Genomic DNA, 14,587 nt, shown 5'->3' with positions numbered 1-14,587 from the left:
CTTCCATCCGCGCCAATCTAATCGATGCTTGTGGGCGTATTTGGAAGTTAAACCCTCAGATTGCCCCGGCGACTGATCCGCCTGACCAGATACGGTCGAACCTTCTTTGATAGCCATTGCGACCTTCTCCTTTGATAGTCAACATCCGATATTAAGAACAACTGCAGCGCTGCATTACTACATCAAATGTTTACGTTACCATAATAACTCTCCTTCTTGAATACTGCAAACATAGATTGGGAATTCCTACTAAGGTCTATGATTTAGACATAGCGGAACATGTCAAGGCAGGACTTATGAAACATACTCAATCACCGTCAATGCATGACGTTGCCAAGGCAGCTGGCGTGTCTACTCAGACAGTCTCACGTGTGGCGAATGACAGCACCTCGGTTCGTCCCGAAACACGACAACGGGTCTTATTCGCCATGAATAAGCTGGGCTACAGACCAAACTATGCAGCACGTGCGTTGAAACGCGGACGTTTCAGGGACATCGGCGTGGTCGTATCCAACATAGAAACCTACGGCAATACAAAAATTCTCAAAAGTATTGCGAGAACAGCAAATGATGCGGGTTATGCAGTTACGCTTTTAACCATGCGACGAGGCACAAATCGCGATATTCAGGCATCAATGGAAAGGATGAAACAACTCCCAGTCGATGGGGTTATCTTTATCCTCGATGAGAAAATCAGCGATTTCGCTCCGCTGCTTCCCTCCCCTGATCTACCTCTTGTTCTTTATTCCGAGATTCCCTCCGAGTCTTGCCCGACTATTGATACCGACCAATATGGAACAGCAGGAGCGATAGTCGACTACTTCATTACTCGCGGTCACAGGACCGTCTACCACATTGCTGGCCCGTCAACATCCATGGCTGCCATCAGCAGGACCAAGGGATGGAAGGATTCACTCCTCAAAGCAGGAAGAGAAGTTCCGCCGGTCTATCTCGGGGATTGGGAGTCCGACAGTGGATACCAGGCCGGTCTATCGCTAGCATCCAAGATGGATTGCACCGCGATTTTTGCCGCTAATGACCAGATGGCCTATGGAGCCATGCAAGGACTGGCGGCAGGAGGGAAAACTGTTCCTGACGATGTCAGTATCATCGGGTTCGATGACTCGCTGGTCGGTATCGTACCCCGTCTCAACTTGACGACTATGCGACCGCGCTTTGAAGATATCGGGCAAGAGGCATTCGCTATGATCAAGCGCCAATGCGAGGGTGAACAGCTGACACCAGGCGAAAAAATCGTCATTCCGTCAGAGCTCATCGAACGACAGTCCGTAAGAACTCTATGAAGCTCGCTCTCTTGTGACCAATGAGTGGGAACACAGCAAATCTCATGCTCATGTCAAGCTAAGAGGAATTCGAGAAATGAAATGTTGTTCTTTCTTACTCACCGGATCTATAAAGGAGAGCGATCGGGCAACCAAGGCCAGTGGCTTTCCAAAATCATCCTTTGCATCATCTCTCAGCGATGGGTACAAGTTATCATACTTTATAGGAATACCCATAGAGTTCATGTGTACTCTGAGCTGATGGGTTTTGCCCGTAAGCGGACGCAAAGAATACTTCCGATATCCACCTTGCGTTTGTTCAAGGGGCTGCTCTGTCGCCAAGTCCACAATCGTCTTGGCATTCACTGACCCACGCTCTTCACATGCTTGTAGAATGCCTCTATGCTTGAGAATTCTGGAACTACGCAACAAGGGGAATACACTTGGTGGGTTCAGTGGTTTTACAGTACCGAATCGGGGTTGCTTCAAGGGCTTCGCCGGTGAAAGGCACTCATATTCCTTATGCACCTGCCGGTTTTGGAACAACATCTGGTACTTCCCCCTGCACCGGCGATCGCGGACGAAGACCAGGACTCCAGCGGTGGCCCGGTCGAGACGATGGGCAGGAATGATGTCAGGCTCACCAGTCATCTCACGAAGCCGGATTAGGGCTGTACTTCGGTACCACATCCCCCGCGGTGTGGTGGGCAGGAAGTGGGGTTTGTCGACCACGATGATCCTGGAATCCTCATAGAGGATGGGCATATCGAAGGGAATATCAGGCTCGTCCAGAACCCAACGATGGGGCCGCTGCACCCGCCGATCGGACACCACCACGCTGCTACTCTACGGTGACGGACTTGGCTAGGTTGCGCGGCTTGTCCACATCCAGCCCCCTGAGGCGGGCCATGTCCAGAGCGAAGAGCTGGAGGGGAACCACGTCAACCAGAGGGCTCATCAAGGTCGGGCACTGGGGCCTGCGGAAGACGACATCCGCGTACCTGGAAGCGTCCTCGTCCTCCTCTTCGGCCACGGCTATGGTGAAGGCGCCACGGGCCTTGACCTCCTCAATGGATGAGATCACCTTGTTGTGGAGGACATCCCTCCCGCGGGGGCTGGGGACGATCACCACGACCGGCTCCCCCGGCTCAACCAAGGCAATGGGACCATGCTTCAGCTCACCGGCCGCAAAACCCTCGGTGAAGGTGTAGGCGATTTCCTTGAGCTTCAGGGCACCCTCCAGGGCGACCGGATACCCTACATGGCGGCCCAGAAAGAGGAAGGAATGGGCATCGATCATCCGCTCGGCGGTCTCTTGGACCTTCTGCGACTGGGTGTCCAGAACCCACTGGATCTTGGAGGGCATGGCCTTGAGGCCGTCTATGGTCTGATGAATCTCGTCGCGATACATGGTCCCCTTGACCTGGGCCAGGTAGAGCCCCAGGAGATATGCGGCTACGATCTGGGCTAAAAAGGCCTTTGTGGAGGCGACGGCCACCTCCGGCCCGGCATGGGTGTAAAGGACGGCATCGGATTCGCGGGGAATCGTGGACCCCTGGGTATTGCAGATGGCCAGGACCCGGGAACCCTGCTCCCGAGCGTGCCGCAGGGCCATCAGGGTATCCATAGTCTCCCCTGATTGGGAGATAGCCACTACCAGAGTCCGTGAGGTAAGAATCGGATCCCGGTACCGGAACTCATGGGCCAGCTCCACCTCCACTGGAATGCGGACCCAGTGCTCGATGGCGTACTTGGCCACCAGGCCCGCATAGGAGGCCGTCCCGCATGCCACAACGATGATCTTGTCAATCTGACGGAAGACATCCTCATCGATGTGGACCTCGTCCAGATCCAGGTCGCCCGACTCGTCGTACCTACCCAGCAGGGTGTTGGAGACGGCCGCAGGATCCTCGTGGATCTCCTTGTCCATGAAGGAGTCCCATCCGCCCTTTTCTGCGGCTGAGGCATCCCAGTCGATGGTGTAGCGGCGCGGATGCTCCACCGGATGTCCCTGGAAATCGGTGACCAGGACCCGGTCCGCGCTGATGCAGACGGCCTGGTCCTGCCCCAGCTCCATGGCCTGACGGGTATAAGCCACGAAGGCCGCTACATCAGAGCCCAGGTAGTTCTCTCCGTCCCCCAGGCCGACCACCAGAGGCGAATCGTGTCGTATGCCCACCACCAGATCGGGCTGCCGTGAATCCACGGCCAGGATGGTGAAAGCTCCTTTGAGCATGCGTGCCAGCCGCCTGACGGCCTCGAAGATGTCTGGCCGGCCGGTGGCATCGATAATCTCCTGGGCAATCTTGCCCAGAAGCTTGGCAGCCACCTCGGTGTCCGTGGAGGAGACGAAGGTGTACCCCTCGGTCTCCAGATCCAGCCGCAGCCTGGATGCGTTCTCGATGATCCCGTTGTGAATCAGCGCGACCTTGCCGTCACGGCTGATGTGGGGATGGGCGTTGACATCAGTGGGTTCGCCATTGGTGGCCCAACGAGTGTGGCCGATGCCCACAGTGGCCTCGGGCATGGGCTTGGCCTTCAGATCAGCAACCAGATTGCCCAGACGCCCGGCCTTCTTACGCACGGCCACCCGCGCCATCCCAGGGGCAGCCAGGGCCACTCCGGCCGAGTCATAGCCCCGGTACTCCAAACGTTCCAGACCCTTGAGGCAGACCTCCAAGGGCCTGCCGCAGGCCGTCCTTACTGATCCCGCATAACCGACGATTCCGCACATGGGCCCCAGTCTAACCACGGCAGTTCCGCCGCCGCCCGTCCTGAAGGCTTCTTGCCGGAATTTCTACAACCAGGCAGAGCCTGAGCCTAGAGCACGGTATGCAGGAACTCGGCGAACCGCTCCGTGCGAGGATGGTCGATGATGTCAGGTCCTCCCTGCTCCACCACGACACCCTGGTCCATGAAGACGATCTGCTCGGCCACCTCGCGGGCGAAGCCCATTTCGTGGGTGACCACCACCATGGTCATGCCCTGCTGAGCCACCTGTCGCATGACCCCCAGGACCTCGCCCACCAGCTCCGGATCCAGGGCCGAGGTGGGCTCGTCGAAGAGCATGATGTCAGGGTGCATGGCCAGGGCTCGCGCGATGGCCACACGTTGCTGCTGACCGCCGGAGAGCTGGGCGGGATAGTAGTCCATCCTGTCCTCGAGCCCTACACGCTCCAGCTGGGCCTGAGCCTCCTTGCGGGCATCGGTCTTGGGAACCCGGCCCACATGGACCGGTGCCTCCATGACGTTCTCCAAGGCGGTCATGTGGGGGAAGAGGTTGAAACGTTGAAAGACCATGCCGATTTTGGATCGCTGCCTGGCAATGGCCCTGTCGTCCAGGGTCTGCAGCACAGGGCCCTTGCCGGTATTGATCCTCTGGTATCCGGTCAGCTCGCCGTCCACGTAGATTTCGCCTGCTGTACGGGTCTCCAGCTGGTTGATCAGCCGCAGCAGCGTTGACTTGCCTGAGCCGGAAGGCCCTAGGACGGCCGTCACCGTGCCTGGCATGACCTCCAGGTTGATTCCCCGCAGCACATGCTGATCACCGAATACCTTGTGCACATTCCTGATGACGATGGCCGGATCCTTACCGCCTTGACCATCTTTCCTGGTCTGCCTGTGCTCGTCCATGATTCTCCTCCTGCGCTCAGGCGTTCAGCCCGGCCATCATGACCTTGTTGACCTTGTCAGTGTCCTGACGGGTCTGTGGATCCTCGCCATCCTTGCCGTCCTTGGCTCCCGACCCGGCCAGGGGCCGCGAGTCGAAGCCCTTGCCGTAGTGCTTCTCCAGCTGGGCCTGGAGGACCATCAGAATGGAGGTGATGACCAGGTACCAGATGCAGGCCACAATCAGCAGCGGGATGGTCTTGTAGATGCGGTTGGCGATGGCGTTGGTGGCGAACTGGAGCTCCAGTGTGAAGGGCACGGCAAGAGCCAGGGATGTGGTCTTGAGCATGCCGATGGTCTCATTGCCGGTAGGCGGCACAATGATGCGCATGGCCTGAGGCAGGACGATCCGCCGCATGATCATGGACGGGGGCATGCCCAGGGCCTTGGCTGCCTCCTCCTGGCCGGGATCCACAGCCTCGATGCCGGCACGGACGATTTCGGAAAGATAGGCGGCCTCGTTCAGTCCTAGGCCCAGAACCGTGGCCACGGTGGCGTTCAGCACGGTCTTGGTGTCGATGCTCCAGAACTCGGGCCCGAAGGGGATGCCGATGGCCAGCTTGGGAATCAATACGGAGAGGAGGCCCCAGAAGACCAGCTGGGTATACACAGGAGTGCCTCGGAAGAACCAGATGAAGAACCAGCTGACCCACCGTAGAACCGGATTGGACGACTTGCGCATGACCGCCAGGATGATGGCCAGAATCGTGGCCAGGACCATGGCGTAGACGGTCAGCAGAAGGGTCCACTTGATGCCGTCCAGGACATGCTCATTGAAGAGGTACTTCCAGACCGTGGGCCAATCAAAATTGGGGTTGGTCACCATGCCGTGGATCAGCATGGCCACGAAGATGGCCACGATGATCGCAGCTACGAACGGCCCTGGTTTGCGCACAGGCCTGGCATGTATTCTGCCGGGGATCTGAATCTGGTCCGTCCCCTTCTTGGTTTGCATCTCCTGCTTCCTTCCGCACCGCTGTACTTATTCAGGCCTGGCCTATTGGCCGAACCACCTGTTTAAGGCGCGGGTCACCCGATGCGACGACCCGCGCCTGGCCCTGCCTCAGTCAGAGACCGCAGGGTTGATCTCAGCCTTCTCGACCGCGCCGCTCTGAACGCCCCAATTCTTGAGGATCTTGGCGTAGACGCCGTCGTCGATCAGCTTCTGCAGAGCCGCCTGAGTGGCCTCGGCCATGCCGCTGCCCTTCTTCAGAGCGGCACCTTGCAGGACGATGTCGGTATCCTTGCCCAGCTTCTCCAGCTGTCCATCGGTCTGCTTGATGGCGTAACCGGTCACCTGGGAGTCAGCATAGAAAACGTCGATCTTGCCGTTGACCACTGCAGTGGCAGCATCGGTCTGCTGCTTGTAGGACTGGACGTCCACCGGCTTCTTGCCCTTGGCCTTGCACTCGGCCGAAATCTTGTCGGCGGCCTGCTGCTCTTCTATGGTTCCGGTCTGCACGCCGACCTTGACGCCGCAGATGTCGTCAGGATTGATCTTGGAGGGGTTGCCTTTCTTCACGGCAAAAGCGGTGCCCGCCTTGAAAGTGGTTACGAAGTCGACCGATTGCATCCGCTCCTTGGTGATGGTGAAGCTGGAGATACCCGCGTCATATTTGCTGCCGATGGCTGGGATGATGGTATCGAAGGAAGCGCTGACCATCTCCCCCTCGAGCCCCATGACCTTGGCAATGGCGTTCGACAGGTCCACGTCATAGCCGATGGGGGTCTTTCCGTCCTCATTCATGAACTCGCCAGGGGCATATGAGGTCTCCATGCCCACGGTCAGCTTCCCGTCCTTGGCAACCGACTCGGGCACCTTGGCCGCAATGGCCGGATCCTTCTTGATGCCGCTGACGTCAAAAGCCGCTGGATGGGAGCTGGTGGTGGCCTTGCCCGACGCACTGCTGGTGTCCGCCTCGTCGGTGGTTCCGCAGGCTCCGATGGAGGCCAGCAGGGTGACACTCAGAGCCGCCGCCAACACCGCCTTGATCTTGCCCATGTCTTCTCCTCTTCCGGACCGCCCCGAAGCGACCCCTCATTGCTCTTGATTGACATGCACTATTATGCACACTTTTGTATTTTTATGCATACGGATGAAGATCAGCTCTATCTCGCGGACTGCTTATACTGACATTTTTGGCTCTATAACGGGCCAAAGACGCTATTCATCACCGTCTATTGACATCAGCTCCGGGCGTGTCGAATCTGTATAGAGCAGGAAGCCGTCAACGGGCAACTGCGGTTTTCAGGAGATTCAAGGGAACATATCAGGGAACTCAGCCCCGCCTGTTCCGGTAGCGCATGGCCCTTTGCGCCTCGCGACGATCCTGCTCCTCCCGCAGGGACTGGCGCTTGTCATATTCGCGCTTGCCTCGAGCCACTGCAATCTCCACCTTGACCCTGCCGTCCTTGAAATACAGACTCAGGGGAATGATGGTGTAGCCCTTGGCCTGAATCTGCCGCTCCAAACGGACGATCTGCTTGGCGTGGAGGAGCAGCTTGCGCTTGCGCTTGGGGGCATGGTTGTTCCAGGTGCCATTGAGATATTCAGGGATATTGGCGTTTTCCAGCCAGACCTCGTGCCGCCGGTCGATGCTGACGAATGACTCGGCCAGGGAGGCCCGCCCCTCACGCAGGGACTTGACCTCGGTCCCGGTCAACGCGATGCCGGCCTCGTACCGATCCTCGATCTGGTAGTCATGACGGGCCCTGCGATTCTGGGCGATCATGGATGTGCCGGTTTCCTTAGCCATAATATCCTCCTCAGGATCGCGCCAAGGAGGCTACCTGGCACTCCGGACGGCGATAGTGACGTTCCAAGCGGCGGACCGGGCCCGCAACGGCATCAGTAATGAATGTATTGGTAGTTGCCGACCCCATAGACCGTCTCATAAGCGGGGAAGGATGCGAAGCCGGTGCCCCCTTGGGAGATGAGCACCGATCCATCTGCATTGACCCGCTCGACCACAGCCACATGGCCATAGGTCCAGTCCGCATTCCAGGAACCGACCCGCTGGCCACGGGCGAAGACCATGGCGGCGCCCACATGCGGAGTGTTGTTGACCAGGTAGCCCAGACTACGTGCCGTATTGGCCCAATCAGCCCCGTTGCCCATATAGGATCCCACAGGCAGGGACAGCTGCGAGCGACGGATGTAGGCCCAGAGCGTGCACTGACGAGCGGGATAGGCGCTGCCGCCCACCGAGTTGCCGGTGGGATGGCCATAGCAGAACCCTGAGCCCGCAGGGCAGTTGCCAGGTACTCCATAATTCATACCGGAGGCACCTGTACCACCCCCGTTGCTCGGCGGAGAAGGCCGCGGAGCCGGCGATGATGCCGAGCCGCCACCGCCGATCTGCTGGGCACCACCGGCATGAGGATCAGCACCGCCTCCGACATTGCCTGTGTTCAAAGAATCGATCATAGACTCGGTGGCCACAATATCAGCGGCCTCACGGGCCGACTGCGTGGTCAGGGCGGCCTTCTGATCCTCCAGCTGCTTGCGTGCTGCAGTTCCTTGCTCGCGCAAGGCCTGCAGACTGTCCTGCTTGGCCTGCGCCTCGGCTGCCGCCTGCTGAGCCGCAGCCTGCTGTTGGTCGGCCTTGGCCTTCAAATTGCTGATCTGCTCCTCAATGGCTTCCAGGCGCTGCTTGCGGTTCATAGACGAATTGAGTGTATTGGCGGCGTCATTGGCTGTGTTGGCCTCGGACCGGGTCACGGCTGCATCGGCCTGCATCTTGTTCACAAAGTCCTTGGTGCTGGAGGACTTGGTCACCACGTCCATGACCTGGGAGGCCTCAGAGCCACGGAAGCTCTTTCTTGCCATCTGTGCCACACCGGCCTTGGCGTCGTCATAGTCGATGCCGGTCTGACGTATCTTGTCCTCCAAGTCGGCACGATCCTTCCGGGCCGCCTGCAGACGGTCGTTGGTGGCCTGAACCAGACTGTCAGCTTGCTCGGCCTGCTGCTGGGCTTCAACGGCCCTCTGCTGCGCCGCCGGAATCTGGTTGGCAGTCAGATCATTGAGGCTCAAAATCTGGTTGGCCAGTTCGTTGCTGACGCCCGCCAGCTTGCTCTTCAGGGCCTCATGGCTCTGTACCTTCTGTTGATAGCTGCTCCAATCAGCCCGCGCCGGCGCGGGGGCCACCGTCAATCCCAGTATTCCTCCCCCAAACATCAAGGCCAACGACCCCACCAGGCCGCAGATGGCTTCCAAATGTTTCGTACGATTCATGGTCAAGTCCTCACAATCACTCATCCATGCTAGTCATCATTATGGCAGAGCTCGTACCCATAAGGTCGATCGGCCCGTCGCCCGAATCAGGTTCTCAGGTACCTCCGTAAGGAGATGGAAGAGGCCAATGCGGACAAGAGCATGGCCCCCAGGATCAGCGCCGGGGCCATGAGCAGGACCGTGGACTGGTCCACGTAGGGCATCCACTGGACCGTCTGGGCCAGCCAATCCGTGATGAAAAGTTTGACGATGGCGCTCAAAGCACCCACAGCCAGAAGCGAACCCAGCAAGGATGCCACAACCCCCTCCAGAATGAAGGGCAACCTGATGGTCCAGTTGGACGCTCCCACCAGTCTCATGATCTCCGTCTCGTTTCGACGGGAGGCCGCACTCATCCTGATGGTGGTGCCGGTCAGCAGAATAGCCACAATCACCATAACCACGGCAAGGACCAAAGTGACCGCTGTGGCTCTATTGAGGATTTTGAAGACCGGGTCGAATATCTGACGCTGATCAGAGACCTCCTCCACCCCATCTCGTCCGGACAGCACCTCGGAGACCACCTGGTACTTGGTCGGATCCTTGAGCTTTAGACGCAGGGAGGCCTGCATATCTGCCGCGGTCATGGTCCTTCCCTCATAAGTGCCTTCAGGATACTGCTTGAGGAAGGTGTTCTTGAAGAAGTCCTCACGGCTCTGGTAGGTGATCTTGGCTACGGAGTCGCGCAACTCGGTATTGATGGTGTTCTCCAGCTTGACAATCTCGTCGTTGGTGGGTGCCTTGCCCGTCGCGCAAGAAGCTGCCTGGCTGGCGCCATCCGGACAGAGCCAGACCACCACCTCCACCTGGTCGTACCAGTCTCCCTTGGCCTTGCTGATCTGAGCCTGCATGAGGCCTGAGGCGCCGATGAACAGGAAGGAGATGAAGGTGACCAGCGTGACCGAGAGAATCATGGATCCGTTGCGACGCAGGTTGTCCCAGGTGCTGGAAAGGATGAACCGCAGTCTCATCGTGCCGCCTTCTTCTCGTCATCACGCTCATCCCGAGCCGATGCATCATTCTCTCCTTGGGACTTCCTTGATCCCTTGGGGACCTCGGGCGGAGCAGGAGGTGCCGGCGGGGCCCCCATGGACTCGACGTCATGACGATTTTCGCTCGTTGAGACCTTTTTATTGGCCCTGCTCTTATTGGAGGTCCGTTTTGAGGAATCCGCCACGTCATGCTTCATTTGTCCGCTGTCCTGACCGGATTTGCCGGTCGGTTCGGCTGGGCTGGAGTCATCATAACGCGATGGTTGATCGGGCCTCTTGAATCCTTGTTCAGGATCGGAAGTCCTGGCGGAAGAGCCCTTCATCGGTTGGCGATCTTTGGCATTGACATCCTTCTTGGGCGCTCTTTCACCACGATCACGATTGCGATCATCGTCTTGTTTCCTGTTCTGATCCCGACTGCTCGATTCTTCGGTCTGCCGATCCTGGGACCTGCTTTCAGTTGTCGCCTTGGGCTGAGCAGCGTCCGAACCACTGGCGGGCTTGGAAGATTTTCCGGGGGCTGTGCGCTCTGCCCGAGCACGATTGGCTGACTCATCATGATCGGTTTCCGCCTCGTCGTGGCCTCCATCACCGGAACCGTCACTCGATTGACCTGATCGATCCTGTGCGACCTGGGTTGCTGGCCTGCGGAATCGCTCGTCCGAGTCAGAGTCGGCCCTACGACCGGACTGCCCTGCAGCCGCGTCTTCGCGCTGGCTGGAATCTTCCTGCGCAGACTCAAGACTGCCCAGACCCTTACCCCAGGTCAGAGTGTCCTCCACAGAGGTGAAGACCTTCCCATAACGTCCGGTTCTCCCCGAATGCATGGACTTGGCCAACCGCGCGATTCCCTCGTCACCGTATTGACCCTGGTTGACGGCCTCTGCCGCCGCTTGGACCACCTGCCTGGCCCCCTTGGCTCCATCCGCAATGGGCTCGGTGGCCGAGCTATTCCCCTCCTGCACGACGACTTGAACCGGGCGGCGCCCTCCAACTCCAGCCTCACGTACACGGTCCAGGGCATCGCCGTCGTCGGGATCCCCGATGGCGTGATGAGAGCGCGCAGCAACCTCGGCGTCTGGGAAGAATCGCGAAGAATCATAGGAGCCATGGACTTCGTCGCGCACAATCCGACCGGTATGCAACTCCACCACCCGCTTGCGCATGGAGTTTACGATCTCCTCGTTGTGGGTGGCCATGACCACAGTGGTGCCGGTCCTGTTGATGGCATCCAGGACCTCCATAATGCCCAGGGAGGTAGTGGGATCAAGGTTGCCGGTGGGCTCATCCGCCAGCAGAATCTCCGGGTTGTTGACGTAGGCCCGGGCCAGTGCCACACGCTGGGCCTCGCCGCCGGAAAGCTCGTGGGGGTAGTTGTGCTCCTTGCCGGTCAGCCCCACAGTCTTGAGCACCTGAGGCACCAGGGTCTTAATGGTGGACCGACGGGCGCCGATGACCTCCAGTGTGAAAGCCACGTTCTGCCATACGGTCTTGTTGTTCAGCAACTTGTAATCCTGGAATACGAAGCCGATGGAACGCCGATACCCGGGAATCTCGCGGTTGCGCAGACGTCGCAGGTCGTTGCCGGCCACGCGGATCTCCCCCTCGGTGGCCTCCTCCTCGCGCAGGAGCAGACGCAGCAGAGTGGTCTTGCCCGACCCGCTGGCGCCCACCAGAAAAACGAAATCCCCGCGATTGACATCCAGGCTGATGTTATCCAAGGCTGGACGGGACCCCCTGGGGTAAATCTTGGTCACGCCCTTGAGCGAAATCAACGCCATTTACACTCCGTTCCTCGGTATTCCCATACAGAGGCTATCAAGAAGACCGACACTACTCACTCATGAAACACCGACCAGACTTGAGCCGGACGAAGCTCTACCTGCCGGCTTCCTCCTCGCGAGCCTGGACCCGCTGCTGATGCCGCCAGCGAATGCCAGCCTCGATGAAGGCGTCAATGTCACCGTCGAAGACCCCCTGGGTATCCGAGGTCTCGTAACCGGTGCGAAGATCCTTGACCATCTGGTAGGGATGCAGCACGTAGGAGCGCATCTGATCCCCCCAGCTGGCCTTGATGTCGCCAGCCAGCTCCTTCTTCTTCTTGGCTTCCTCCTCGTGCCGCAGAACCAACAGCCGGGACTGCAGAACAGCCATGGCAGCCGCACGGTTCTGGATCTGGCTGCGCTCATCCTGCATGGTGACCACGATGTTTGTCGGCAGGTGAGTGATGCGCACGGCTGAATAGGTGGTGTTGACACCCTGGCCGCCGGGACCGGAGGAGCAATAGGTATCCACTCGAATGTCCGAGTCGGGGATGTCGATGTGGTCGGTAGGCTCCACCAGGGGGATGACCTCGACAGCAGCGAAAGAGGTCTGCCGCCGTCCCTGATTGTCAAAGGGCGAGATCCGCACCAGACGATGGGTGCCGCCCTCCACCGACAGCCGACCATATGCGTAAGGGGCGTCCACCTGGAAGGTGGCCGACTTGATGCCGGCCTCCTCCGCGTAGGAGGTGTCCATGACCTTGGTGGAGAAGCCGTGCCGCTCAGCCCAGCGCATATACATACGCAGGAGCATCTGGGCCCAGTCGGCTGCATCCACGCCGCCGGCACCCGAGCGGATGGTGACGACGGCGGCGCGCTCGTCGTACTCCCCATCCAGCAGGGTCTGAATCTCCATGTCGGCCAGGTCGGACCTCAAAGAGTCGATCTCCTTGCGTGCCTCCACCAGTGTGTCCTGATCATGCTCCTCCCGGCCCAGCTCCTCCAAGGCCTGCACATCATCCAGCCGTGAGGAAGCGGACTCCAGGTGCTTGAGCTGGGATTGCAGGGCCGAGAGCCTGCTGGTCACCTTCTGGGCGTTCTCCTGATCATCCCAAAGTCCGGGCGCGCTCGCCTGACGCTCCAAATCCGCAATCCGCGAGCGCAGACCCTCCGGATCCAGCGCCTTGGAAATCATCTCGTACTTGGCCTTGGCCTGCTCCAACGCTTGGGCGAAATCCATCTCTGCCATACCGTCTCACCGCTTTCCAGACCGGCTGCATATGAGCCGGCCACCGTCTTCGTTCCTATCCGCTTGGCCTGTGACGGCCGGATTCCCGCCGACCGGACGGGCCAGGTCAAAGGCCGCTGAAGATTGCAGGGATGACAAGACTGGCCAGCAACGCCACAGCGATGACCAGGCAGACCGCCCTGGCCGTATTGCGGCGCCTACGCTCCCGGCGCTCCCGCTCATGACTGTAGGCACTCATAATTGTTGATTTTACCTATCGGCTGGGACCTGGCCGGCGACAGCCCAGACCCGACTGTCGGACGGACCGCCTGTGTTTGAGCGTCGACCGGTTTATCCTGTAAGACAACCTGATGTCAACATAAGTGCACCGCCTGAAGGAGGAACGATGAGCACAGCACGCACCGCATGGGGCTGGGGTCTGTCCAGCCAGGACGAGCAGGGCCGAACCCTGGACGTCTGGTACCCCAAGGCCGAAATCTCCGCACCGCCGACCCCAGCCAACCGTCCCAACCACGACTTCGGAGACCAGGTTCACACCCAGCCCGACGCACGAGGCATCCGAAGGCTGCCGGTCTTCACCGTGGCCGATTTGGATGGCCCGATAGCCGATGCCGCCGACGCCTATCTGCGGCTTCATCTGCTCAGCATGCGCCTGACCCCGCCCAACAGCATGAACCTGGACGGGATTTTCGAACAGCTGACCACTGTGGTCTGGACCAATTACGGACCCTTTGCCGTGGAGGACTTCGCCCTGCGCAGGTCAGAGGTCATGGCAGCAGCCAGCCGCTCCATGCCGGGCATCCCGGTGACGCAGGTAACAGTGCTGAGTGTGGACAAGTTCCCCCGTATGGTGGATTACGTGGTTCCCGAGGGGGTACGCATCGGCAACGCCGACCGGATTCGGCTCGGCGCCCATCTGGCTCCAGGAACGACCGTCATGCACGAGGGCTTCGTCAACTTCAACGCCGGAACTCTGGGCCACTCCATGGTCGAAGGCAGAATCTCCCAGGGGGTCGTGGTCGGCGACGGTTCGGACATCGGCGGCGGAGCCTCAATCATGGGCACCCTGTCCGGAGGAGGTCGCCATCGGGTCTCCATCGGTCAGCACTCCTTGCTGGGAGCCAACGCCGGCATTGGCATCTCCCTGGGCGATGACTGCGTGGTCGAAGCCGGCCTCTATGTCACCGCCGGCACCAAGATCGGTCTGGGCGACCAGGTGGTCAAGGGCGCGGAACTCAGCGGACGGGATCATCTGCTCTTTATCCGCGACTCCCGCACCGGCCAGGTCAAAGCCCTGCCCCGCAAGAAAGGGATAGAGCTGAACGAGCGGTTGCACGCCAACTGAGCCCAGGCGT

At 59.6% G+C, this 14,587-nt stretch carries 12 protein-coding genes and 1 pseudogene; 2 read left to right on the top strand and 11 right to left on the bottom strand.

The window, feature by feature from the left end:
- The first annotated feature begins 320 nt into the window (after positions 1-320).
- Positions 321-1,304, top strand: coding sequence for a LacI family DNA-binding transcriptional regulator (locus H3T89_RS00310; RefSeq protein ID WP_198216169.1), 984 nt, complete (start codon positions 321-323; stop codon positions 1,302-1,304).
- Between the two features lie 48 nt (positions 1,305-1,352).
- On the opposite strand, the gene H3T89_RS00305 is transcribed toward H3T89_RS00310, so the two are convergent.
- The 11 genes and pseudogenes from H3T89_RS00305 to H3T89_RS09065 all read right to left on the bottom strand — a co-directional run bounded on the left by H3T89_RS00305 (position 1,353) and on the right by H3T89_RS09065 (position 13,470).
- A complete protein-coding gene (locus H3T89_RS00305; RefSeq protein WP_198216168.1) occupies positions 1,353-2,048 on the bottom strand; it encodes a pseudouridine synthase in 696 nt (231 codons plus the stop codon).
- A gap of 76 nt (positions 2,049-2,124) precedes the next feature.
- On the bottom strand, positions 2,125-4,017 hold the full coding sequence (gene glmS / locus H3T89_RS00300) for a glutamine--fructose-6-phosphate transaminase (isomerizing) (RefSeq protein WP_198216167.1): 1,893 nt from the start codon (positions 4,015-4,017) through the stop codon (positions 2,125-2,127).
- Between the two features lie 86 nt (positions 4,018-4,103).
- Positions 4,104-4,916 (bottom strand): amino acid ABC transporter ATP-binding protein, encoded by an 813-nt coding sequence (locus H3T89_RS00295; protein WP_198203382.1) that lies wholly within the window; start codon positions 4,914-4,916, stop codon positions 4,104-4,106.
- A gap of 16 nt (positions 4,917-4,932) precedes the next feature.
- Positions 4,933-5,907, bottom strand: a complete 975-nt coding sequence (locus tag H3T89_RS00290) for an amino acid ABC transporter permease (protein WP_015022217.1) — start codon at positions 5,905-5,907, stop codon at positions 4,933-4,935.
- Positions 5,908-6,015: 108 nt separating this feature from the next.
- Entirely contained in the window at positions 6,016-6,954 is a 939-nt protein-coding gene (locus tag H3T89_RS00285) for an ABC transporter substrate-binding protein (RefSeq protein ID WP_015022218.1), read from the bottom strand.
- 277 nt (positions 6,955-7,231) lie between these two features.
- Positions 7,232-7,708 carry an SsrA-binding protein SmpB gene (smpB, locus tag H3T89_RS00280; protein WP_015022219.1) on the bottom strand — a complete coding sequence of 159 codons (477 nt, stop codon included), beginning with the start codon at positions 7,706-7,708 and terminating at the stop codon, positions 7,232-7,234.
- Positions 7,709-7,800: 92 nt separating this feature from the next.
- Entirely contained in the window at positions 7,801-9,189 is a 1,389-nt protein-coding gene (locus H3T89_RS00275) for a CHAP domain-containing protein (RefSeq protein ID WP_198215859.1), read from the bottom strand.
- A gap of 86 nt (positions 9,190-9,275) precedes the next feature.
- Positions 9,276-10,199 (bottom strand): permease-like cell division protein FtsX, encoded by a 924-nt coding sequence (gene ftsX, locus H3T89_RS00270; protein WP_198215858.1) that lies wholly within the window; start codon positions 10,197-10,199, stop codon positions 9,276-9,278.
- 770 nt (positions 10,200-10,969) lie between these two features.
- Positions 10,970-12,001 (bottom strand): annotated as a pseudogene (ftsE, locus tag H3T89_RS08830) (cell division ATP-binding protein FtsE); the annotation flags it as partial.
- A 97-nt stretch (positions 12,002-12,098) separates the two neighbouring features.
- Positions 12,099-13,232: a peptide chain release factor 2 gene (gene prfB, locus H3T89_RS00260; RefSeq protein WP_015022223.1), complete on the bottom strand. Its 1,134-nt coding sequence runs from the start codon at positions 13,230-13,232 to the stop codon at positions 12,099-12,101.
- 106 nt (positions 13,233-13,338) lie between these two features.
- On the bottom strand, positions 13,339-13,470 hold the full coding sequence (locus tag H3T89_RS09065) for a hypothetical protein (protein ID WP_255297770.1): 132 nt from the start codon (positions 13,468-13,470) through the stop codon (positions 13,339-13,341).
- 147 nt (positions 13,471-13,617) lie between these two features.
- Between H3T89_RS09065 and dapD the strand changes: the two genes are divergently transcribed.
- Positions 13,618-14,577, top strand: coding sequence for a 2,3,4,5-tetrahydropyridine-2,6-dicarboxylate N-succinyltransferase (dapD, locus tag H3T89_RS00255; protein WP_198215856.1), 960 nt, complete (start codon positions 13,618-13,620; stop codon positions 14,575-14,577).
- Positions 14,578-14,587 lie beyond the last annotated feature (10 nt).

Source organism: Bifidobacterium sp. W8114, assembly GCF_016101165.1.
GTDB lineage: Bacteria > Actinomycetota > Actinomycetes > Actinomycetales > Bifidobacteriaceae > Bombiscardovia > Bombiscardovia asteroides.
This window is presented reverse-complemented; position numbering and strand designations above follow the sequence as displayed.